General features: G+C 67.9%; 29 protein-coding genes. 28 read left to right on the top strand and 1 reads right to left on the bottom strand.

Features of this window, described 5'->3' with window-relative positions; translation table 11 throughout:
- The first annotated feature begins 3 nt into the window (after nucleotides 1-3).
- The 6 genes from HMPREF1316_RS07225 (at nucleotide 4) to HMPREF1316_RS07200 (ending at nucleotide 3716) form a co-directional block, all read left to right on the top strand.
- A complete protein-coding gene (locus tag HMPREF1316_RS07225; protein WP_021726316.1) occupies nucleotides 4-246 on the top strand; it encodes a DUF3310 domain-containing protein in 243 nt (80 codons plus the stop codon).
- Entirely contained in the window at nucleotides 233-718 is a 486-nt protein-coding gene (locus HMPREF1316_RS07220) for a hypothetical protein (protein WP_021726334.1), read from the top strand. Before HMPREF1316_RS07225 ends, HMPREF1316_RS07220 begins: the two co-directional genes overlap by 14 nt.
- 315 nt (nucleotides 719-1033) lie before the next feature.
- On the top strand, nucleotides 1034-1228 hold the full coding sequence (locus HMPREF1316_RS07215) for a hypothetical protein (RefSeq protein ID WP_021726307.1): 195 nt from the start codon (nucleotides 1034-1036) through the stop codon (nucleotides 1226-1228).
- 63 nt (nucleotides 1229-1291) lie between these two features.
- Nucleotides 1292-1594 (top strand): HNH endonuclease signature motif containing protein, encoded by a 303-nt coding sequence (locus HMPREF1316_RS07210; protein ID WP_084620890.1) that lies wholly within the window; start codon nucleotides 1292-1294, stop codon nucleotides 1592-1594.
- 119 nt (nucleotides 1595-1713) lie between these two features.
- Nucleotides 1714-2145 carry a hypothetical protein gene (locus tag HMPREF1316_RS07205; RefSeq protein WP_198009613.1) on the top strand — a complete coding sequence of 144 codons (432 nt, stop codon included), beginning with the start codon at nucleotides 1714-1716 and terminating at the stop codon, nucleotides 2143-2145.
- A gap of 11 nt (nucleotides 2146-2156) precedes the next feature.
- The gene (locus tag HMPREF1316_RS07200) at nucleotides 2157-3716 is read left to right on the top strand and encodes a phage terminase large subunit-like protein (protein ID WP_021726302.1); all 1560 of its coding nucleotides are present in this window, start codon (nucleotides 2157-2159) and stop codon (nucleotides 3714-3716) included.
- Here the strand turns inward: HMPREF1316_RS07200 and HMPREF1316_RS07195 are convergent.
- A complete protein-coding gene (locus HMPREF1316_RS07195) occupies nucleotides 3686-3883 on the bottom strand; it encodes a hypothetical protein (RefSeq protein ID WP_021726318.1) in 198 nt (65 codons plus the stop codon). The genes HMPREF1316_RS07200 and HMPREF1316_RS07195 overlap by 31 nt on opposite strands.
- 276 nt (nucleotides 3884-4159) lie before the next feature.
- Here HMPREF1316_RS07195 and HMPREF1316_RS07190 point away from each other — a divergent pair, with 276 nt between their 5' ends.
- From HMPREF1316_RS07190 to HMPREF1316_RS07090, 22 genes are all read left to right on the top strand, one after another.
- On the top strand, nucleotides 4160-6187 hold the full coding sequence (locus tag HMPREF1316_RS07190) for a phage portal protein (RefSeq protein ID WP_021726324.1): 2028 nt from the start codon (nucleotides 4160-4162) through the stop codon (nucleotides 6185-6187).
- Nucleotides 6188-6198: 11 nt separating this feature from the next.
- On the top strand, nucleotides 6199-6963 hold the full coding sequence (locus HMPREF1316_RS13255) for an HK97 family phage prohead protease (protein ID WP_021726320.1): 765 nt from the start codon (nucleotides 6199-6201) through the stop codon (nucleotides 6961-6963).
- A 16-nt stretch (nucleotides 6964-6979) separates the two neighbouring features.
- Nucleotides 6980-8128 (top strand): phage major capsid protein, encoded by a 1149-nt coding sequence (locus HMPREF1316_RS07180; protein ID WP_021726328.1) that lies wholly within the window; start codon nucleotides 6980-6982, stop codon nucleotides 8126-8128.
- A gap of 68 nt (nucleotides 8129-8196) precedes the next feature.
- Nucleotides 8197-8352, top strand: a complete 156-nt coding sequence (locus HMPREF1316_RS14075; RefSeq protein WP_021726305.1) for a hypothetical protein — start codon at nucleotides 8197-8199, stop codon at nucleotides 8350-8352.
- Nucleotides 8349-9050 carry a hypothetical protein gene (locus HMPREF1316_RS07175; protein WP_021726321.1) on the top strand — a complete coding sequence of 234 codons (702 nt, stop codon included), beginning with the start codon at nucleotides 8349-8351 and terminating at the stop codon, nucleotides 9048-9050. Before HMPREF1316_RS14075 ends, HMPREF1316_RS07175 begins: the two co-directional genes overlap by 4 nt.
- A gap of 7 nt (nucleotides 9051-9057) precedes the next feature.
- Nucleotides 9058-9393 (top strand): hypothetical protein, encoded by a 336-nt coding sequence (locus HMPREF1316_RS07170; protein ID WP_198009612.1) that lies wholly within the window; start codon nucleotides 9058-9060, stop codon nucleotides 9391-9393.
- A 4-nt stretch (nucleotides 9394-9397) separates the two neighbouring features.
- Nucleotides 9398-9667 (top strand): hypothetical protein, encoded by a 270-nt coding sequence (locus HMPREF1316_RS07165; RefSeq protein ID WP_021726296.1) that lies wholly within the window; start codon nucleotides 9398-9400, stop codon nucleotides 9665-9667.
- Nucleotides 9664-10062, top strand: a complete 399-nt coding sequence (locus tag HMPREF1316_RS07160; RefSeq protein ID WP_198009611.1) for a hypothetical protein — start codon at nucleotides 9664-9666, stop codon at nucleotides 10060-10062. The genes HMPREF1316_RS07165 and HMPREF1316_RS07160 overlap by 4 nt, the downstream gene beginning before the upstream one ends.
- Before the next feature lie 9 nt (nucleotides 10063-10071).
- Entirely contained in the window at nucleotides 10072-10671 is a 600-nt protein-coding gene (locus HMPREF1316_RS07155; RefSeq protein WP_021726323.1) for a phage tail tube protein, read from the top strand.
- A gap of 8 nt (nucleotides 10672-10679) precedes the next feature.
- Nucleotides 10680-10961 (top strand): hypothetical protein, encoded by a 282-nt coding sequence (locus HMPREF1316_RS07150; RefSeq protein WP_021726336.1) that lies wholly within the window; start codon nucleotides 10680-10682, stop codon nucleotides 10959-10961.
- Entirely contained in the window at nucleotides 10907-11371 is a 465-nt protein-coding gene (locus tag HMPREF1316_RS07145; RefSeq protein ID WP_040651783.1) for a hypothetical protein, read from the top strand. The genes HMPREF1316_RS07150 and HMPREF1316_RS07145 overlap by 55 nt, the downstream gene beginning before the upstream one ends.
- Before the next feature lie 12 nt (nucleotides 11372-11383).
- Nucleotides 11384-13603 (top strand): phage tail tape measure protein, encoded by a 2220-nt coding sequence (locus HMPREF1316_RS07140; RefSeq protein WP_021726311.1) that lies wholly within the window; start codon nucleotides 11384-11386, stop codon nucleotides 13601-13603.
- 19 nt (nucleotides 13604-13622) lie between these two features.
- Nucleotides 13623-14603: a hypothetical protein gene (locus tag HMPREF1316_RS07135; RefSeq protein ID WP_040651781.1), complete on the top strand. Its 981-nt coding sequence runs from the start codon at nucleotides 13623-13625 to the stop codon at nucleotides 14601-14603.
- Between the two features lie 9 nt (nucleotides 14604-14612).
- Nucleotides 14613-15509, top strand: a complete 897-nt coding sequence (locus HMPREF1316_RS07130) for a hypothetical protein (RefSeq protein WP_021726300.1) — start codon at nucleotides 14613-14615, stop codon at nucleotides 15507-15509.
- Nucleotides 15509-16696 (top strand): hypothetical protein, encoded by a 1188-nt coding sequence (locus HMPREF1316_RS07125; protein ID WP_021726327.1) that lies wholly within the window; start codon nucleotides 15509-15511, stop codon nucleotides 16694-16696. The genes HMPREF1316_RS07130 and HMPREF1316_RS07125 overlap by 1 nt, the downstream gene beginning before the upstream one ends.
- Before the next feature lies 1 nt (nucleotide 16697).
- Entirely contained in the window at nucleotides 16698-18200 is a 1503-nt protein-coding gene (locus HMPREF1316_RS07120) for a hypothetical protein (protein WP_021726331.1), read from the top strand.
- Between the two features lie 5 nt (nucleotides 18201-18205).
- Complete coding sequence (locus HMPREF1316_RS07115; protein WP_021726322.1) at nucleotides 18206-18535, top strand: hypothetical protein; 330 nt, start codon at nucleotides 18206-18208, stop codon at nucleotides 18533-18535.
- Between the two features lie 105 nt (nucleotides 18536-18640).
- Nucleotides 18641-18859, top strand: coding sequence for a holin (locus HMPREF1316_RS07110; RefSeq protein ID WP_021726317.1), 219 nt, complete (start codon nucleotides 18641-18643; stop codon nucleotides 18857-18859).
- Nucleotides 18860-19039 (top strand): hypothetical protein, encoded by a 180-nt coding sequence (locus tag HMPREF1316_RS07105; protein WP_021726310.1) that lies wholly within the window; start codon nucleotides 18860-18862, stop codon nucleotides 19037-19039. It begins immediately after the preceding gene.
- A 71-nt stretch (nucleotides 19040-19110) separates the two neighbouring features.
- The gene (locus HMPREF1316_RS07100; RefSeq protein WP_021726325.1) at nucleotides 19111-19461 is read left to right on the top strand and encodes a hypothetical protein; all 351 of its coding nucleotides are present in this window, start codon (nucleotides 19111-19113) and stop codon (nucleotides 19459-19461) included.
- A 3-nt stretch (nucleotides 19462-19464) separates the two neighbouring features.
- Nucleotides 19465-20340, top strand: a complete 876-nt coding sequence (locus tag HMPREF1316_RS13250) for a peptidoglycan recognition protein family protein (RefSeq protein WP_021726298.1) — start codon at nucleotides 19465-19467, stop codon at nucleotides 20338-20340.
- Nucleotides 20341-20434: 94 nt separating this feature from the next.
- Nucleotides 20435-21307, top strand: a complete 873-nt coding sequence (locus HMPREF1316_RS07090; protein ID WP_021726308.1) for an SGNH/GDSL hydrolase family protein — start codon at nucleotides 20435-20437, stop codon at nucleotides 21305-21307.
- The last annotated feature ends 196 nt before the right edge of the window (nucleotides 21308-21503 follow it).

Genomic DNA, 21503 nt, shown 5'->3' with positions numbered 1-21503 from the left:
ATCGTGAGCGATGACATGGTGAACCACCCGGCGCACTACACAACGGGCGCCGTCGAGTGTATAGACGCGCTGCGCTCCGCCCTCGGCCTGCGCGGGTTCGTCGACCACTGCAGGGCCTGCGCCATCAAGTACGCGTGGCGCTCGCCGCACAAGGGGCGCGAGGCCGAGGACCTGCGAAAGGCCGCATGGTACCTGGGCCGTGCCGCCGGAGAGCTCGATCGTGGTGACGGCGATGGAGTTTCGTGACGCGCGGGAGTTCTTCGATGCGGTGCGCGACGCATCGAGGGACGCAGACCGCATCAGGCTCACGCTCGAGCGCATGGGCGTGAGGGAGCAGGTGCGCGCACAGGGGTACGAGCCACGTGGCGACGGTGGAGACCGCGACGCCATGGCCGCCACTGACCGGCGCATGGACTACGAGGCCCGCATACGCCGCCGCCGGAAGGAGGACTATGCGCTCATCGACGCCGCGTGCGACCTGATATACGGCGTAGGCCAGGACGGGCGTGGTGGCATATGCGCGCTCCTGTCGCCCGCGCACGCCGACGCCCTGTGGTGGCGCTTCTGCGCCCACGGGACGTGGGCCGAGGTTGCGGCCGGGAGCGGCATGAGCGAGAGCTGGTGCAGGACTGACGGCGTGCCGACTGCCATCGACTGCGTGGACGGGCTGGGGATAGGGCGCGTGACTGCGGGCCTCGGGGTTGCCGAGGACATGTGACCTGGCCGTGGCTGCCATCGGCTCCGGTCGGTGGCGGCCACGGCCATTTTCCATATGCGCAGGAAAAAATGACAGGTCGTGACAGGTAGTGACAGGCCGTGACAGCAACAAGTGTGCATACTGGTAGTGTGCCGCGCTTGCAGGGACACAACGGATTCCCCGGCGCGGCGCATCCCGTGCCCATGACACGCGGCCCATGGCAGCCGCCGCGCCGCGTCACCGCCCTGCCACATGCCACCACGGCGACTCTGTGGTGGCATGTGGCCAGACGCGCGGGGCGCACGGCCCGAACGACAACCAAGAAGGCGGTAGACAGTGACGCTGCTTGACATGGCGCGCATTGCCGGTAGGTACGTGACACCGATGTCGATAGCCATGCGTCACGCCCTGATGGAATGTGGCATCGACGCCGATGCCGTCGCATACGCGGAGCGGCGCTATGACGGCGTCGTCGAGTGCATGCGCAACCACGTGAGCCCGATTGACGCCAGGGCGGCCATGAGGGGCTGACCCCCTGGGGCATCCCGCCAAGGCGGGGGGCGTATGGAATGGCATGGGGGGGTGGCTCCGACCATGGCGGCCAGGAGGCGTGGCAGCGCGGCATGGCAGCGCGTCAGGCGCATGGCGTTCGAGCGAGACCGCAGGCTCAACGCCCGCTGCTGGATATGCGGCGCGCCCATCGACTACTCGCTCGGGCTGAGCAAGAGGAGCGGTACCCCATGGGCCTACGAGCCAGACCACTACCTCGACGTGAGCCGCCATCCCGACCTCGAGTATGACATCGGCAACCTCAGGCCAGCACACAGCAAGTGCAACCGCGCGCGCGGAAAGCGCGCAAGCACGCACGAGCTGGGCAAACCTTCGCGAAATTGGTGAGTGTGGTGGAGGGGCGTTGAAATCTTCAGACTTGCACGGGTGGCACGGTCTCCCCGCTGGCAATGATTTCCCCCCGACGGCATACACGGCAGGCGGTGGTATTGCACCGTCACCATGGCATGCCGTATCCTCTCGTCCTTTTGGCTGGTGAGGCGATGGCGACGCGCAGGAAGCGAGCGAGCCCAGGCAAGGCGGCCCACGTGACCGAGATAGACCGCGTGCAGAGGATCGTGGGTGACCTCGGCGGGATCGACGCCAGGACGCTCGACCTCGTTCGCCCGGTGGTCATCGAGTGCGCGTGGGTCGAGCAGCGCCTCGCGGACGCCAGGCGGCTCATAAACGCGTCACCGATCGTCGTCTCCTACGACAACGGCGGGGGCCAGGAGGGGATCAGGCGCAACCCGGCCTACGACGGCTACAACGCCCTCGCGAAGACCTACGTGTCCTACCTCCGCCAGATACAGGCCATGACGGGCGCCGAGGTGTCGCGCGACGAGGACGCGGCGTCACCACTCGCGAAGCTGAGGAAGGAGTCGCCGCTGTCGAAGTGAGGTGATGGTGCGTGTCGGAGCTCCTGGGCAGGACGGAGCCGCGCGTCTTCACGCCGCCGCTGCGAGAGCTCACGCGAGAGACCTCCCTGGGCTTCGACGTGATCGACTTCGCTGGTGACGTGCTGTGCGTCTCCCTGCGCCCATGGCAGAGGTGGCTCCTCGTCCATGCCCTCGAGATCGTGGGCGACTTCGGAGGCGAGTGGCATCTCCGCTACTCCACGGTGCTCACGCTGGTCGCTCGCCAGAACGGCAAGACCACGCTCATAGTCGTCGTGACGCTCTACTGGATGTACATGCTGCAGTGCGCCCTCGTCATCGGGATGGCGCAGGACCTCACGCGTTCCGGCGACACGTGGGACGCCACCGAGCAGATGGTGGACACCACACCGGCGCTGGCGGCGGAGAAGGTGCGCGGCAAGCACGGCAACTCGGGCCGCGACCTCATCCTCACCGGCCACAGGCACTACGTTACGAAGCCACCGACGCGCGGCGCCGGGCGAGGGCCGTCCGCGCAGCTCGTCATCATGGACGAGATGCGCGAGCAGCAGACGTGGGACGCCTGGGACGCCGTGGCGGACACGACGCTCGCCCAGGAGCTTGGGATCATCTGGTGCGCGTCGAACGCCGGGGACTCCATGTCCGTGGTTCTCCGCGCCAAGAGGTGGCAGGCGCACAGGGCGCTCGGCGACCCGGACGGGTGGTGCGCCGAGCAGGACGACCTCGCGGCGCTCAACCTCATGGAGGACGAGACCCTCGGCATATTCGAGTGGTCTGCGGCCCCGGGGCGCGACATCTGGGACACGGCCGGGTGGTGCGAGGCCAACCCCTCGCTTGGGTACGGCCTCAAGGTGCGCAGGATCCGCGCCTCGATATCCGGAAAGACCGAGGCCGGGGCTCGCACGGAGAACCTCTGCCAGTTCGTAGGCAGGATGGCCGTCTCGCCGTTCCCGGACGGCGCATGGGAGGCGGGGACGGACGCCGCGAGCGAGATAGCGCCAGACAGCCCGCTGTGGTGGGCCATCGACGTCGGCGCGAACCGCATGCACACGGCCGTGGCCGTCTGCGGCCTGCGCGCCGACCGCACGTTCCACGTAGAGGTCGTGGCCTACAGGTCGGGCCTCGGGTGGGTGAGCGGGTGGCTGGCCGAGAGGGCCGATCCCGCACGGCCGATGCGTATCGCCTACCAGGGCAAGGGCGCCCCCGTCGCTTCCATGGCCGACGTGTACGGCCAGGTCGACGGCGTGGAGCTCGTGCCTGTGACGGGCCCCGACGTCGCGGCTTACTCGGGACGCTTCTGGGATGGCGTCGCCGCGCTCGACCCGGCCCGCGTGGACGGCGAGGGCAGCGACGCGACCCCCGTGCACCACCGGCCACAGCCGGTCCTCGACGTCGCCGCGAACGTCGCGGCGACGAAGGCGACGGGCGACGGGGCTTGGATGTGGGACAGGAACAGGAGCACGGAGGACATCAGCCCGCTCGTCGCGTGCGCGACGGCGTATGGGTTCGCGACGGCCGTCGAGGACGAGGCCGAGGAGAGTGCCTACGAGGATGAGGGGCTGATCGTGCTGTGACGCCCCATGTCCTCGCGTACGAGGCGCTTGAGGTAGCCGGACACGTTCTCATGCCCACGCAGGAAGTCGTAGACGTCCATCTCGTTCGGCGAGAACCTGACCGTCACCTGCTTCATGCGCTTCTTGCGGTACTTGGCGTTCGCCCTCTTCTGCGCGTCGCTGACCATGTCTTCGCTCCCTTCGGTGGCGAGGTGATATGATGTGTGGAGAGCGGGAGGCCCGCCCGCCTTGAGCGGGCCTCCCTTGGTCATTGGGCTAGCGTTTCCGGATTACCAGGTATGCCACTACCTTCCGGAGCGTTAGCTCAATTTTGATTCTCCACTTCATCCCATCACCTCCTCTCTGACAGGAATAATATACTACAGACCCTAGATAATGTAAAGGGTCTACCCTATAATTTATTGAAAAGTGCGCGGCCCGTCGTCGGTGCGATGGGCCCTCTCATGCCGATTGGGGGTGACGCCTTGGGCATCTTCTCGCGCATCCGCGCACGTGACGGCAGGGCCATGCGGGTAAGCTACGGCCCGCGCGCGACAGCTATCCTGGGACGCACGACGGCGGAGATGTACCGCACGCAACCGGCACTCAGGGCCGTCGTCGGATACATCAGCGAGAACGTGGCGGCCGTGCCACTGAAGTGCTACGAGCGACGTGGCGAGAACGACCGTCCCAGGGACTCAAAGTCGCCGCTCGCACTGCTCCTCGAGCACCCGTCAGAAGGCGTCACGACCTACGAGCTCGTGCGTGACACCATGGCAGACGTGCTGCTCCACGGGTGGGCGCTCTGGTACGTCGTGCCGAGCGCCGACACCGAGAGCGGGTGGGCGGCCACGCGCATATGCCCCGAGTGGGTGACCACCCTCTACACGACGGGGGGGTTCCGGCCGTCCAGCTACGTCGTGCAGGTCCCTGAGGCCGGGCGCGCCCCCGTGACCATCGACGCGTCGGACACGCTGTCGTTCTCCCTCTACGGTGCGTCCGGGCCGCTTGACCCGGCGTCCCCCGTCGACGCGCTCAGACAGGTGCTCGCCGAGCAGGTGAGCGCCTGGGACTACCGCAACAAGGTCTGGCGCAACGGAGGGTGGGTCAGCAGATGGATATCGCGCGGCGAGGGGAACTCGTGGAGCAATGAGGCACGCGAGCGGTTCGCCAAGAGCTGGAAGGAGCGGTTCAGCGGCCCGGATGGCACGGACTCCGGCGGGACGCCCATCCTCGAGGACGGGATGCAGCTGCACGACACGCAGCTCAACGCCCGCGAGGCCCAGTTCTCCGAGTCGGCGCAGCTCACCCGCCAGGACGTGGCCGCCGTCTACGGCATCAACCCGTCGCTCATATGGCACACGTCGACGCAGACGTACGCAAGCGCCAAGGACAACGCCCGCGCCCTCTACGCCGAGACCCTCGCCCCGAAGTTCGACCTCCTGTGTGAGCGCATCAACAAGGTGCTGGCACCGCGCCTGGGCGCCGATGGCGTCTACTGCGAGTTCGACGTGCTGTCGAAGCTCAACAGCAACCCGGCAGACATGATCTCGACGCTCGTGAGCGCAACGCAGCGCCCGGTTCTCACCGGTGACGAGGCGCGCCGGATGCTCAACCTCCCGGCACTGGGCGGGAGCATGTCCGAGATCGTCACGCCGCTCAACCTCATGGTGGGCGGAGTCGGCGCGTCATCCGGCGAGGACGGCGGCGCGGCCTCGGCGGAGGCCCGTGGGCAGAGCTCTCGGGCGCCGATGGCCAAGGCGGCCGACGACGCTCCGCTGTGGAGCGTCAAGGCCCGCGCGGACGCCGACGGGTCGGTCGCCATGGCCCGCACGCTGTCGAGGTTCTTCCGCCGCCAGGCGAAGGCGGTGCTCCCGAGGATCGGCGCCGCGAAGGCGAGGGGCCCGCTTGCGAAGGAGGACGACCCCGAGTGGTGGGACGAGGACAGATGGGACTCAGAGCTCGCGGACGACCTGGAGCCCGTCATGAAGGGCTACGCCACGCGGAGCGGCAGGGCCGCCGCGTCCCGCATGCGGGGCGACTACGACGCCACGCGCACGGACGCCTACCTGCGCAAGGTCGCGGAGGGCCGCGCACACGGCATCAACGCCGTTACGAGGAGGCGCCTCGCGGACGCGATCGACGCGGAGGACGGGGAGCAGACCCCCAAGGACGTGTTCGAGCAGGCCGAGGAGGGCAGGGCCGACCGCCTGGGCGTCTCAATGGCGGCGGCCGTGGCCGTGTTCGGCGTGCGGGAGGCGACCGAGCAGCTCGCGCCGAAGTCAAGCTACCTGCGCATGAAGACGTGGGTGCACGACCAGGACGGCGCCAGCGAGCGGCCGCGCGACGACCACGCCGCCATGGACGGCGAGTGTGTCGAGTTCGACAAGCCATTCAGCAACGGCGCGATGTTTCCCCACGACGGCTCCCAGGGCGTCGAGGAGGAGGCGTACTGCCGCTGCGGCATAGATGTGGACGTCTACAGGCTCTAGGAGGGCAACGGATGCACATGTTCAAGGACTTCCGCGTCAGCGTCAAGGACGCCGGCGAGGACGCGGACGAGTACACGTTCGAGGGGTACGCCTCGACATTCGGCGGCGACCCGGACTGCTACGGGGACGTGGTCGCCAAGGGCGCCTTCGCGGACACCCTCAAGGCATATGAGGACGAGGGACGGCGCATCCCGCTGCTCTTCGCCCACGAGATGCACGACCCGGACTACAACCTCGGCTACGTCGACGCCGCCGAGGACGACACCGGGCTCAAGGTCACGGGCCACATCTTCGCGGACGCCCCCAACGGGGAGACCGTCCACAAGATGCTCCAGCGCGGCCAGGTGTGCAGCATGAGCTTCGCCTACGACGTCGTCGAGGACGGCCAGATCGAGCTCGAGGACGGGCGCAAGGCCCACGTGCTGCGCAAGGTAGACCTCTACGAGTGCTCGATCGTGACCGTCCCGGCGAACCCGGCCGCCCAGATAACGGACGTCAAGGGCGGCGGGGCGCCCGCCAAGGAGTGCCGCCGCAACTCAAAGGCGGACGAGGACGAGCTTGCCAGCGTGCGGGACCTCCTGAGCGAGGCGCTCGACGCGATCAACGACCTTATCGGCGACGGGGTCGACCCCGAGCCTGATGACGGTGACGGCGACAAGGGGGGCGGCGAGGGCAAGCCCAAGGCCAACGGCGGGAAGCCGGAGGAGCCGAAGGGCGACGCCAAGGCGCTCGAGGAGGTAGCCGCCAGGTACGAGCGATTCATCGACAGAGACTAGAGAAAGCAGGTACGACATGCCTACCATCCGAGAGCAGTTCGAGCAGGCCAAGGCGGACTTCTCCGCCGCGGTCAAGGTCGGAGACGCCGAGGCGGCCAAGGCCGCAGGCGAGCTTGCGGAGAAGTACGAGGCCATCATCAAGATGGCTGACGCCAAGGGCGCGAAGCTCAACGCAGGCAAGGAGGCCAAGCACGCCCCCGCCGAGGCCAAGACCATCGGCGAGTGGGCCGCTAAGAGCCTCGACCTCAAGGCGTTCGAGGGCCGCAGCCAGGCCAGCGTCATGACCGCGACCGGATTCGGCGCCAAGGCGGCGTCCGACCCCATCACCTCCCCCGCATCCGCTGCCGACTACAGCACCTTCCTCGACCGAAACGTGGTGACGGGCGCACGCCGCCGCCTGCAGATCCGCGACCTCTTCGGCGCTGAGTCGCGAGACGCCGCGGCCGTCGAGTGGATGGTGGAGGGTGCGCTCGAGGGCGCCCCGGCAGTCACAGCCGAGGGCACGGCGCTCGGGCAGTACCACTTCGCCGAGCCCACGAAGAAGACGGCCGCGCTCGAGAAGGTGGGCGGCTTCTATCGCGAGTCCTACGAGATCGTGAGCGACCAGGCCTGGCTCGCAAGCTCCATCAACGACCGTGGCCTCTACATCCACGACCTCAAGGTCGAGGACACCCTGGTGACCGAGCTTGGCGGCACCTCAGGCATCCAGGCTGGCGCGGCCAAGAACGCCACCCTCGCGGACACCATCTTCGACGCCATCACCAACATCGGCCAGGCGACACCCTTCATGGCGGACGCCGTGGTGCTCAACCCGACCGACTACAAGACCCTGCGACTCGCCAAGGACACGAACGGCCAGTACATGGGCGGCGGGTACTTCAGCGGCCAGTACGGTACCGCAGGCGGCGTCGTGCTCTACCCCGACGTCTGGGGCCTGACCACCGTGGTCACCCCAGCCGTGGCCGCAGGCACCTCCTACGTGGGTGCCTTCAAGCCCTCCGGCTCCGTCTTCACCAAGGCGGGCGAGGGCGTGCGCGTCGAGATGACCAACTCCGACAAGGACGACTTCGAGAAGGACCTCGTTGCAATCCGCATCCTGGAGCGCCTGAAGCTCGCGGTGCGCTACCCCGCAGGCTTCGAGAAGCTGACCATCACCGCCGCCTAGGGCTCGCGGGACAGCGTGGCAGTTGGGCCGTCCCGCGGGGCGGCCCAACGCACGAGAGGGGAGCTGACATGCTCAAGCTGTACGACCTGGGCGGCCTGACCGTGCAGTACGAGGAGGGCGAGCAGCCCGATGGGGCCACGGAGCACGTGGAGCCCGAGGATCGGCCCAAGGCGAAGCAGGCCCGACAGCCCGCCAACAAGGCCGGGAAGGCGGCGGACAAGTGACGCGCACCCCATGGGGCTACGCGATCGTGGACGGGACGCCGGATGGGGCCATCGTGGACGGCGACACCCTCGTCGGGGTCTCCGCGGACGCCCAGGGCGCTGCCGCCCCCATCATCGGGGACGGCCCGATCGAGGTGTCTGGGGACACGCTGTCCGTTCCGACGGCCGGAGGCGCCCTGGTGCCGATCATGACGCCGGAGGAGCTGTCGGTCGCCACTGGCGGCAGGCTCTCGGCGACCGAAGACACGGTCAGGTGGGCCATCGGCGCCTACGGTGACGCCATGCGCACCATGTGCGGGTGGCACATATGCCCATCGCTCAGGTGCCGCTACGTCGCCGACGGCGGCAGGGTCGCGCAGCTCCCTGCCATGCACGTGTCAGACGTCATCTCCGTCACGGTCGGCGGCGAGGAGGTCGACCCGTCCGCGTACGAGTGGACGCCGGTGGGCCTCGTCCGATTCGCACGCCCCTGCGCCGCGACGCGCGCCGGGTGGCACTCCGTCTCGATCGACTACGTGGCGGGCATAGACGACGCCAGGCAGCTGCAGGCCACGCTCGCGGCGCTCGTGTCCGAGTACCTCGTGGCCAACCCCGGCATATCCTCGCAGACGGCTGGCGGGACGCAGGTGAGCTACAGCGCGAGCGTCGGCGTGCGCAGCCACTACGAGGAGCTCGCGCCATACAGGCTGGTGACGTGACATGCCGATGCCGATCGGATGGAGGCTCGTGACCGTCAGGGTCACCCGCCCGGGAACCAAGGCGTCGCGCGGAGCGACCGTCGCCGACTGGGACAACGTCACCACCCGCGACGTGGGCGGCTGCTGGGTGGGCAACCCGTCCACCTCGGCCGACCAGGCGAGGGAGGGCCGCGACGCGAACGTCCGGGCGACGCTCTACGCGCCGCCGGGGGCCGACGTGATGGCCGGCGACAGGGTCACCTACGCTGGTGTCGACTACGCCATCGACGGCGAGCCGCTCCCATGCCCGTCGCCCCTCGGCGGCATCGACCACATCGAGTGCCCCCTCGTGGATTGGACGTGATCACATGCAGAAGGTCGGGAGCTTCCGCCTCGAGCTCGACCACGACGGCATAGCCCAGCTGCTGCAGTCGTCCGAGGTCGCGGCGGAGTGCGAGGCCGCCGCAGGGCGCATAGCGGCGGCCGCAGGGGACGGCTTCGAGGTCTCCGGCCCGTGGCGCGCCGGATTCGGCGGTGGCCGCGCCGCGTACAGCGTGCGCACGGCCACGCAGGCGGCGCGCGAGGCCGAGGCGACCGAGAAGGCCCTGACGGTGGCGGTGCAGTCATGCAGGTCATGACGGCGCCCACCGACGCCGAGGCCGCGCTCGCGCGCGACCTCACCGAGCTGTGCGGGTTCGAGGTGGCGGCTAACCCCCCAGGTGACATCGGCAGGGACGCCCCCGTTGCGCACGTCGTGCAGGTCGGCTGCGCCCCCGTGACGCCCGTCTCGTGGGAGCACGACATGTCCATAGACGTGTGGGCCGGCTCGGTCCCCGACTACGGGCCCGCCACCGACGCCGCGCGCAGGCTGGCCGGCATGGTGGCGACGCTCCACATGAGGCGCGCCCCGTCCGGCATCGCGTGGAAGTCGCCGACCGTGACGAGCGTGTACCCGAACCCAGACCCAGACCACGCAGGCGTGCCGCGAGTGACGGTCGCCTGCAACGCCGCCGCACGCGGCGAAGACATCTAAGGAGCGAGAATGGCTGGAATCGACAGCAACAAGGTCTACCTCCCAGAGCCAGACCAGACGAAGACCACTGGCGCCGTCGGGATCGGCAAGGTCGGCACCGCGAAGGCGCCCACGGACGCCCGCGCGAAGCTCGACGCGACGTGGGCGGACTCCGTCGGCTACGTCGGCGAGGACGGCATCAGCATCAAGGGACTGGTCGCCGCGGGCGACGCCATCAGGGACTGGGCGAAGAAGCGGATCCGCACGACGTCCGGCGATGCCGACCCGTCCATCTCGCTCCCGGCCATCCAGGTGGACGAGGCGATGGCGAGGATGCTCGTGGGCACCGCGAACGTCACGGTGACCCCGGCGACCGCCACGAGCGGAAAGGTCATCAATATTGCGTTCGATGGCAAGCCTGGCCCGAACAATGCCCTGTGCTTCAGCATGAAGGACGAGAACCGCCGCGTGCGCGTGTACGTCCCCTCCGCACAGGTCACCGACCTCGACGACGTCGAGTTCGTGCCAGACTCGGCCAACCAGTTCGCCATGACGCTCTCGCTCAACGCGGACGAGACCGGCCACTACGTCTACTTCATCTACGACGACGGCGTCGTCACCGGAGCCTAGGGGGTCGCATGTACGAGCTGAGACGCGTCGAGCGCGGGGCGTTCGACTTCTCCATCGACGGCACGGAGTGGTCCGTGCCGTCATATGACACGCTGAGCCTCGACCAGGTCGAGGGATTCGCCACCGCGCATGACAACGCCGCCGCCGAGAAGGCGCTCAGGGGCTTCTTCGAGGACGCCGCCCCCGGGTGCACCGAGGGGCTCCTCCTCAGGGAGTTCATGTCGCTCGTCAAGGCATGGCAGCACGACTCCGGGGTGACGGCGGGGGAATCCGCGCCCTCGTCCGAGTAGACGCCGACACGGACGGGGCGCTCGACTACGACCTCATGTGCAGGCTCGGCATCCGCCTCGCCGACGTTCCCATGACGATCGGCTGGTCGGGCCTCAAGGTCTTCTACCGCCACCTGGACAGCGCGAGCGCGACGTGGCGCGCGCAGCACCCCAAATACGCGCCGTACTCCACGCCGTTCGGGATTGCCCAGATGCTCGCCGACGTCATAGACATTGAGCAATGGGTCTGCTACGGCATCGCTGCGGCCCACCACGCGAAGGGCACGCGGATGCCAAGGAAGCCCAAGCCGTACGAGGCCCCGTGGCGCAAGGGCGACCATCGCGACAGGCACGTCGGGTCGGGCGCCATACCGCGCTCGGAGTTCCTCGACTGGTACTACGGCGACGGAGATCAGCGGAAAACCGGATAGGGAGGTGCCGCCATGGCATCAGGCGTGACCGTTGCCAACGCCTTCGTCCAGGTCATGCCCTCTATGGAGGGCGCCGGGTCGTCGCTCACGTCCGCGCTCTCGGGTGCCATGGAGGGCGCCGGGGACGCCGCCGGGAAGTCCGGCGGCGCGTCGATGCTCGACGCCATCTCCGGCGCCCTCGGCGGCCTCGGGGAGAGGGTCGCGTCAGTCGGTGGCGAGGCCGGCGAGGCCGTGGCAGGCGGCTTCTCGAGCATCCTGTCGGGCGGCGGTGGAGCGGAGATGGTGGCCGCCGGTATGGGCGTCGCGGCGGCCGTCGGCGCCGCCCTCATGTCTGTGGGCGGGACATTCGACGAGATGACGGATGAGATAATCGTCGGGACTGGCGCCTCGGGTGATGCCCTGCAGGGCCTGTCTGACGTCGCGACGAACATAGGCACGTCGGTTCCGACGAGCTTCGCCAACGCCGGGGACATCGTCCAGGAGTTCAACACCAGGATGGGCCTCTCCGGCGACACGCTCCAGGAGGTCGGGTCGAAGGCGGCGAGCCTGCAGAACATCGTCGGAAGCGTGAATTTCGACAATCTCACCGGCGCCTTCAATGAGTGGGGAATCTCCGGCGAGCAGGCGGGCGCCAAGATGGACTACCTCTTCGGCGTCGTGCAGACCACGGGAATCGGCTTCGACTCGCTTGTGTCAGTCGTGCAGACGGCAGGCCCGGCGATGCAGGAGCTCGGATTCTCCTTCGAGGACACGGCCGACATGGCCGGCATGCTCGACAAGGCGGGCCTCAATGCATCTGGCGTCATGGGGAGCATGAAGAAGGCCCTCTCGTCCGTGGCCGAGCAGGGCGGGGACGTCAAGCAGGCGTTCCGTGACTCGGTCGATGCCATCCAGGGGTATATAGACGCCGGCGATGACGCGGCTGCCATCAATGCCGCGAAGGACATCTTCGGCGCGCGCAACGCCCCGCAATTCGTCGCCGCACTCAAGAGCGGCGCAATCAACCTCGACGAGCTCGGCCAGGCCGCGCTCGGCGCGCAGGGCGACATCGAGGGCACCGAGCAGGCGACCATGGACTGGCCCGAGCAGTGGCAGCTCATCCAAAACAACGTCCAGGCCGCGCTTGCGCCGCTCGGCTCGGCCGTGTGGTCTGCGGCCACAGCTGGCATGCAGGGACTCTCCGACGCGATGACGTGGCTCGGCCAGGCCGCGCAGCCGGTGATGGACGTGCTCGGCCCGATGATGCAGTCCGCCATGGAGCAGCTGTCACCCGTCATGCAGCCTCTTGTGGATGCGCTCGGAAATCTCGGGATGAGCATCCTCCCAGTAGTGAGCGGCGCCTTCCAACTTCTGGCGGGCGTGCTGCAGGTGGTCGGGGCGGTGCTGCAGGTGGTGTGGAGCATAGTGTCACCAATCGCGCAGACATTCGCCAGCGTGCTCGCGGTCGCCATCGACGGCGTCGCCGCGTCCTTCACGGCCCTCGGCGCCATCCTCTCCGCCATCGGGGGATTCTTCCAGGTCGCGGCGTCGGTCGCGGTCTCGGCATGGCAGGGCGTGCAGGGCATCCTCTCCGGCATCTCATCCGCCATCGGCGGCTTCTTCCAGAGTGCCTGCGCCGTCATCGGTGGTGCCATGCAGGCGGCGGCATCGGTGGCGCAGGGTGCGTTCCAGGGCGCCCAGTCCGTCGGGTCATCCGTGGCGTCCGCCATCGGCGGCTTCTTCTCGAGCGCAGGCTCCGCCATCGGCAGCAGGATGTCATCGGCGGCCGGCGCCGCACAGTCGGCCCTACGCTCCATAGCATCTGTGGCGTCTAATGTCGTATCAAGCATCGGACAGGCGTTCTCAGGCGTCGGCTCGACCATCAGCGGTGCACTCTCGCGGGTCAGGAGCATCATCCAGGGGGCCTTCTCCGGAATCCACATCCCGACTTTCCATGTGTCGGGGGGGTTCAATCTAGACCCTGGGCACTTCCAGCTCCCATCCATCAGCTTCTATGCCCGCGGTGGCATCACAAATGGCGCTGCCGTGATCGGTGAGGCCGGGCGCGAGGCCATCGTCCCCTACACCAACTCGAACATCCGGCCATGGGCGCGCGCCTTGGCCGATGCGGCCGCGCTCGGCGCTGGTGGCGGGACGACCGTGAATCAATATGTGCGCATCGTGCGCGACGACGAGGACCTCTACAGCGCCGCCACCATACTCAACCGCTCCGCGCTGGCGGAGCTCGGATAGGACGTGATTCCAATTGCGCATGGTCATATCGGCCGACGGCGCCGATGACGTGACGCTCCACGGCAGCATGAGTGGCACGGGTCGGCTCGTAATGTCCGGGAAGGTGAAGGGCTGGTACGGTCACCCAGACATCAAGGTGTCGACGTCAGCCCGCTCCATGGCCGATGGTAACTACGACGTCGAGGACGCCTCGGTGCTCTATGGGCCACGCACGCTCACCATCCAGGTGGCGGCCGTGGCAGAGACCAGGGCCGATGCCATAGAGCTCGCCCAGGCGGTCGACGCCATGGGACATCGCGTCGTGGACGTGCGCCTTGTGGAGGACGGCTCGGCGTCTGATGCGGTGCCCGTGAATGGCATGGCCGTCGACGGAGACGTGCTGTCGCTCGACGCCGTCTCCGACCCGGCAGGCGTGGGCGGACACGACACGTGGTGCTCCGGCTACCTGCGCACGGAGTGGGATGACAGGCACACGCAGGACGGCGTCCTCGTGGGCTCCGTCACCGTCGTGTGCACAGACCCGCATCGCTACTCGACGCTCGCGCACGTCGGCTACATGACCCCTGCCGTCCGGGGGCTGGCGGGACTCGAGTTCGGGCCCAAGCTGTCAGGGCTCGGTGGCACCGTCGCCGCAGGCGTGCTCGGATGGCCGCTCACCTACGGCCCGGCCGCCGAGGGCGCGTCGAGCTCCTGCACGCTCCCTAATCTTGGCACGTCCATCGCTTACCCGACCATCGCCGCGTCCGGCTCCATGCCCGGCGGCTTCGCCGTCACCGACAGGGCCACCGGCGCCCAGGTGGCCTATGGCGCTCCGGTCGGCTCCCAGCCAGTGGTCATCGACTGCCGGACGTGCACGGCGTCGGTCAATGGCGTCGACGTGACGCGCTACCTCACGCAGCGGCACTTCCCGCGCATCCAGCCGGGCGGGTCGGTCTCGCTCGTGCTCACCGCAGATGGGACGGGCGGCGTGGCCGTCGAGGCGAGGGACACCTACATCTAGGAGGCAGAAATGGCGGAAAGCGTGGCGCTCGGCATACGACAGACGGCGGCCGGGGTCGGCACGACCGACTCCGACTTGCGGCACATCATCAAGGCACGCTGGTGCAATCGTGGCGTGGTCACCGGCCTCGACGTGACCGGGCTCGCGCTTGCGTACAGGGTGTCGGCCGGCGTGGCCGTGTGCTCGCGCTCGGATAGTGATGGGTATACCGAGGCCTACTTCGGCGGTGGCACCACGCCAGGCGTGACCGCAAATGCGAGTGCGTCCCCCCGCATCGACGTCGTGTGGCTCACCGCCCACGACGCCAGCCAGGGCGACGCCGACAACCTCGTGACGCTCGGCGTCACGCAGGGCCAGGCGGCCGCCTCGCCGATGGCCCCGGCCGTCCCGGCGTACGCCACCGAGGTGGCCCGCATGCTCGTCCCCGGCTCCGCGACCACGATGACCGGGGCGACCGTGTCCGACAGCAGGCGATTCGCCATCCCCTATGGGGCGAGCCTCGGCATCCTCGCGGACGTGCGCGACAGGACGCGGGAGACGGTCTCGGCCGCCAATGCCTCGTGGCACACGCGCGCCTCGGCCACCATCACCCTGCCGACCGACCGCATGGTCGAGGTCTCCTACGCCCGCACGGCGACCACGCACGACTTCGGGAGCACGGGAAGCATCGTGGCGGACGTGCAGGTGGACGGCTCGTCCGTCGTGACCTCTGAGATTGCGTACTCTGGAGCGTGGGAGACAAAGGAGCTGCGCGAGATCATCAGGATGACGGCCGGCATGCATGTCGTGTCCGTGCGCGACGGCTGGCACGAGGGCGCAGCCGTCGAGTTCATCGCCACCAAGGGCGGCTACCCGGCCGCCAACGTCGGCATGCGCATGCTCGTCGTGGACAGGGGCGTGGCCTGATGGCCTGGGAGGTGTACACCTTCGACGTCCCGACCGGGCGGCTACTGGCGTCGATAGACATCCCGAGCCTCTTGTGGACGCTCACCGTCTCGTCGTGCTCGCTCAGCACGACGCGCGAGAAGGGCCTCGGTGAGGGCGACGCAAGCGGCCTCACCGTGCCGTGGACGGCGCTCTCGGCGGAGAGCCAGGACGGGCGCGTCTCGCAGCTCGCGCCTTACCGGCGCGGCATCGTGCTCGGGTGGGACGGCGCGCCGGTCGTCGCCGGGATGGTCGGCATGAGGACGGACTCGGCGCTCGACACGAGATTCGACCTCGTCTCTCCCCTGGACTTCCTGGCCAGCCGGTATGTGGTGCACGAGGAGATGTTCGGGGCGGGCGAGGGCTCGACCACGCACGACAACATCAATTTCTCTGGCATGTCTCTGCGCGGCATAGCAGCGGAGATAGGCGTGCTCGCCACGGAGGACAAGCCGGGCGGACACCTGCCTATACTCTGGCAGTACACCGGCGAGGGCGGCTCACACGAGCGCACATACCATGGATATAATGTGTCCAATAATTCCGCGAAGAAGCTCATCACGGAGATTGCCGACGTCGACGGCGGCCCGGACATGCAGCTGCGGCCGCGCATCCTCCCCGACAACCGCCTCGAGTGGGTCTTCCTGGCTGGGTCGGACGCCGAGCCGTACCTCACCCAGGCCGACGGCATCCCGACCATCACGTGGTACAGGGGCGGCGGCACGTGCGATGACATCAAGGTGGCACACGGCGCGCCCACCATGCGCGTCTACGCCACCGGCTCCGGACAGGACGAGGGCACGCTCTGCCACCTCTCCGAGGACATGCGCCTCTGCCACACGCGCGACCCGTGGCCGCTCGTGGAGGGCACGGCGTCCTCGACCGACTGGGACAATGCCGACCTGGTCGCGCGCCACGGCGACGCCCGTCTGAGCGCGGGCGGCTCCCCGATCGCCCAGGTGACGTGCTCCGTGCACGCCTCGGACGCGGCCTGCCCGGTGACCCCTGGCGTGGTGTGGCCCGGCCAGCTCGTCGACCTCTTCGTCGAGGGCCACCCCGCGCTCCCTGATGGCATATATACCATGCGCCTCATGGAGATGTCCGGGAGGCTGTCCGACGAGGTCAAGCTCACCTTCGACCCAATTCCCGACCCATGGGAGGCGCTCTAGCATGAGGCATGGCAAGCTGACCGGGCTCATGAGCCCGGCCGAGCTGATGGCCCGCGTGGCCGCCGACGCGCGTGACGTCGCGCACGGCATGCGCACGCGCCAGAGCGGATCTATCAGCGTATACAATTCCGACGGCACACGCACGGTCATGGGGCCGCTCGTCGGAGGCGGCGCGAGCATGGCCACGCACGTCGGCGACACGGTGGCGCCCGGCAGGCCGACCGGCCTCACGGCGAGCGCCCAGGGTCTGCTCGTCACGGCCTCTTGGCCAGGCACGCTCGAGGGCGGGGTGCCCGGCGACTACCTGCAGACCAACATTCTTGTGGATGGCGTGGCCGTGGGGCACCTCACCAAGGCGGGGTCGGTCACCGTGCGCGTCAGCGAGGGAGACCACGTCGTGACGGCCACGGCCGAGGACGATGCCTGCGCGGACGACGGCAGGGCCATGCACAACATTTCTGAGCCGTGCACGGGCGTGCCCGTGACGGCGACGCCCATCAAGATGCCTGAGAGCCAGGTGCTCATCGCGCACCTGACGTGCGACACGGTCGGCGGGGAGCCGACCAAGGCCGCCCACAGCGTCGGCACCATGCCGCCGGTCACGCAGGGGATGGTGGCATATCTCACGCTCACAGACGGCAATGTCGCACCGAGCCCCATGCTGTCGATAGACGGCGGGGACGCGCACCCAATCATGACGAATGGCACGCCTTATGCCTACACCATCCCATCGACCACAATGACGCTGCTCTGGGACGGCAGCGTGTGGCAGTCGTGCTCGACGCCCGTCTACGGCACGACGGCCACCATCGGTGACCCGGCCGGGGCGAATGTCACGATTGACTCCGACTCGGTGGACTTCCGCACGTCCGGCACGTCGGTCGGCGGCACGGTCACGCGGGATGGCGCGAGCTTCAACGACGGCTCCCTGCAGCTCGGGAGCTGGCACGTCGACGGCGGGGACGGCACGTCGCTCAGGTACGCGACCATCGGCACCGGCAACACCGTCAACGAGTTCGGCGGCCTCTACCTGACGCGCGGGGCGGGCCTGGGCATCGACATGAGGCCAAACGGCTCCGTGGCGTCCATGCTCCTCGAGCGCGGCAACGACGGCTTCGAGTCCGTCAACATGTACGGCCACGGCCTCTCGTTCTACCGCCAGTACGGCTCCGGCGTCTCGCGCAACCTCATGAGCGCGGCGTGGGAGAGCGTGGTCGCTGGTGCCGTGTGGTATGCGCTCCGCGGGTTCTGCGCCGTCGTGCAGGTGCTTAACATGACGCTCCAGCCGGACTACGCGTGGCGCGAGCTCGGCAAGATAGACGGCGTGACGTTCGAGCTGATATCGACGCTCCCGGACGGGAAGGCGTTCGCCGGGATGGGGTCCATCACCGACGGCGCCCACATCGGCTACCTGTACGTCATGACCGACGGCCGCATCATGGCCCGCGCCGCCTCCGGCGGCGACTACTCGGGCCAGATATCCGTCCCCGTCGGCAACCAGTAAGTGAGGTGATTGGCATCAACCCACTTACATTTGACCAAATAGTCGCGCTCGTCTCCATGCTCGTGGCGGCCGGAGCCCTTGTGCTCTCGATGGTGTCCAAGTGGGGAGACGACGGGCAGCGCCAGGACACTGAGGTGGCCAGGCAGCAGATGCTGAACGACAAGCTCGACAGTATATCCGGCATGGTCTCAGAGACCCGCGATGACGTGCGGGAGCTGCGCCGCATGATTGACGGGCACGGCCGCGAGATAGCCAGGCTCTCCCAGGACGTGGACGGCCTGCGCGGCCGCGTGAAGCACCTGGAGATACGCATGGACGACATGCAGGGAAGATAGGCGCCACCATGCGGCCACCATTGCCCAGGCGCCACGGAAAGATGCCGTAAACGGGCTCACAACGAGCCGTCTACCTGCGGAGACACAGAGAAAAGGAGAATGACAATGGGCAATCTCACTAACCGCAAGTGGTGGGCCGCGGCGGGAGTCCGCGCCATCAAGACCGCCGCACAGACCGCCGTGGCGGCCATCGGCACCAGCGCCGCCATGGGCGAGGTGAGCTGGGCCGCCGTCGCGTCGACCGCCGCGCTCGCGGCCATCGTCAGCCTGCTGACCAGCATGGCGGGCCTGCCCGAGGTCGACGCCGCCGAGGGAGCCGAGTAGATGCCTCCGGTCGAGCGCAGGTGCCCCGTGTGCGGCAGCGTCATGGTGCCAGTCCGCGAGGACACGGCTGGGAGCCAGACGTGGGAGGGGTGGCACTGCAGCTTCTGCCAGCACGAGGAGCTTGTGAGGGTCACCAGCGAGGGCGGCACCCCCAAGAGGTGGCGTGGTCGCAAGCGGTAGAGCCACGAGCCAGTGATACAGCCCATCAATGCGCAGGCCACGTGCCTGCGCATGCGTCAAGAGGAGGACATATGACATCTGACAAGGTCAAGAGCTGGATTGGCATCATCGCCAGCGCCGCCGTGAGCGTGGCGGCCGCCATGGGCTACAAGCTCGATGGCGGGCTGGTGACGAGCGTCGTGTGCCTGGTGATAATCGTGGCCACGACCGCGTACAGCGCCTGGCGCACCAATCCCACCACCACGGGGCAGGTGGTCGGCAGGCAGCTCGGCAAGCTCATCAATCTCGGACTCACGTCCACGCAGGCCGTGGCGGTGCTCGAGGCCACGGCGACAGACGGTGTGACCAAGGTCGGCGACCTCATGGCGGGAGACGGCAAGACTGCTGCCGACACAAGCGTAGACCCACAGACAATTGCATAGATTATGCAAATCCATACATACACAGGTAGCTACAACCTCTCCCGCAGGCCGGGAGGGGTACGCTACATCATCGTGCACTACACGGGGTCTGGCAGCTCCAAAGCCGGCAGCGCACTTGCCAATTGCAAGTACTTCAGCGGCGGAAATCGCAATGCATCTGCGGATTTCTTCATCGACGATTCCGGCGTCTGGAAGTATAACCCTGACTTGAGCAGATACTACACATGGGCCGTCGGCGATGGCCATGGGCGCTACGGCATCACCAATGCCAATAGCGTCTCCATCGAGGTATGCAATAATGGCGGGCCTTTTACCGGCACGCAGATTGCCTACCTCTCCCAGCTCGTGCGCGAGCTGATGACGCAATTCGGCGTGCCGGCGTCCCGCGTGGTGCGCCACTACGACGCGAGCCGCAAATGCTGCCCGCTGCCCTACTCGCCAAATGGCGAGGATCCGACTGGCTCGAAGTGGGCCAGCCTACACGCAAGAATCACAAGCGGAGCAGGCTCCGCGGAAAGCGAGGATGACTTGCCTACACCATCCGATGTCTGGGCCTTTACCAATGGCGGCAATCAGATTGACACCACGCCAGGCACGGCCTGGACGAATCTCATGGACACCAATATGCGCATCCAGGACATCCAGTCCGTGCTCGGCTCCGATGGGCAGCATGATGTGCTGGCCAATGTCGTGGACACCAATCTGCGCATCCAGGAGCTGCAGACCACCATCACGGCGCTCACGGAGGCCATCAGGACGCTTGCGAGCGCCCAGGGCGCCGACCCGGAGGCCGTCGCCAAGGCCGTCTCCGACGCCGTGGCCGCCAAGCTATCAGAGATAAAGCTGAGCGTGACCACGGACGGCCAGGCGCAGCCATGATCACGCTGAGGACGATTGGCTCCGACGCTCGCGCCACCACGCTGCGTCGACGGAGACACGCTGGTCGTGTCGTGAGACAAGGTTGGAGTTGCCAATGGCAAACGAAATAAGGCACGTCCGCGTCGGCGGCACCACCTACGACATCGTCGGCAGGGTGGAGGGCGTCAGGCTCTCGGTGGCCGAGGGCGACGCCGCGACAGGCACGGCGGCGGTGGCGTCTGACGGTACCCTTGACCTGTCGCTCACGCTCCCGAGGGCGCAGGGCGGCACCGGCGGGTCGGGCGCCGCGACGAAGCCGCTCGCCGGGATGGTCGTGATGTTCGCTGGCGACTCGCGCTTCTTCGCGGTCACGGACTCAGCGTCCATGGCGACCCGCATGCACGAGTACGCCGGGTGTGACGTCATCGACGTCGTTAAGAACGACTGCACCACGGCCGTCTCGTCGCACGGGTCGAGCGTCGTCGCCCAGATAGAGGGATACGCGGGCGCAGGTGCCCCGGACGCCGTCGTCATCGCGAGCTCCATCAACGACGCCGCGTACGGAGTTGCGCTCGGCACGCACTCTGACCCGGGATCAGAGCACGACACGTCGACGTACATCGGCGCCGTCGAGCACGTCATCGAGTACGTCGCCAGCAAGTGGCCCGCGTGCCGCGTCCTGTGGGTGAGGGACAACCGCATAAAGCCGCCATCAAGCCTGGGCGCGGCCGAGGCCTCAGCCGCCCTGGCTAAGATTCGGCAGTATGAGGCCGCGCTCGAGGCGGAGAGGGCCGACTACGGCTTCGAGTGGGTCGACTTCCAGGTGCCGCAGCTCAACGGGACGATCCCTGCCGTCAGGGAGAGGTACTTCACCAACGCCGACAACCCCGGCGTCCAGGGGTACTCCGGCGACGGCATCCACCCAAACAGGGACGGCCACCTCGTGATGGCCCGCATCATCGCCGCCGTCCTCGCCCCCGGGCGCTAGGTGGCGTGCCGCATACGCACCACACGCGACGACCCCCCATCCGCCTCGGCGGGTGGGGGCTTTTTGATGGGCTAATTATGGGTTAAATCCGTGCGTCTCTATGCAATCTTATGCGCTGATATGCGTACTGAACGTATGAGCGAAATTAAATGATAAGGCCCCTACCTGCACATATGCGGGTAGGGGCCTGTGCGTC

Origin of the sequence: Olsenella profusa F0195 (assembly GCF_000468755.1) — a bacterium.
Lineage (GTDB): Bacteria > Actinomycetota > Coriobacteriia > Coriobacteriales > Atopobiaceae > Olsenella_F > Olsenella_F profusa.
Note: the sequence above shows the minus strand (reverse complement) of the source record. Positions and strands in the feature narration are given on the sequence as shown.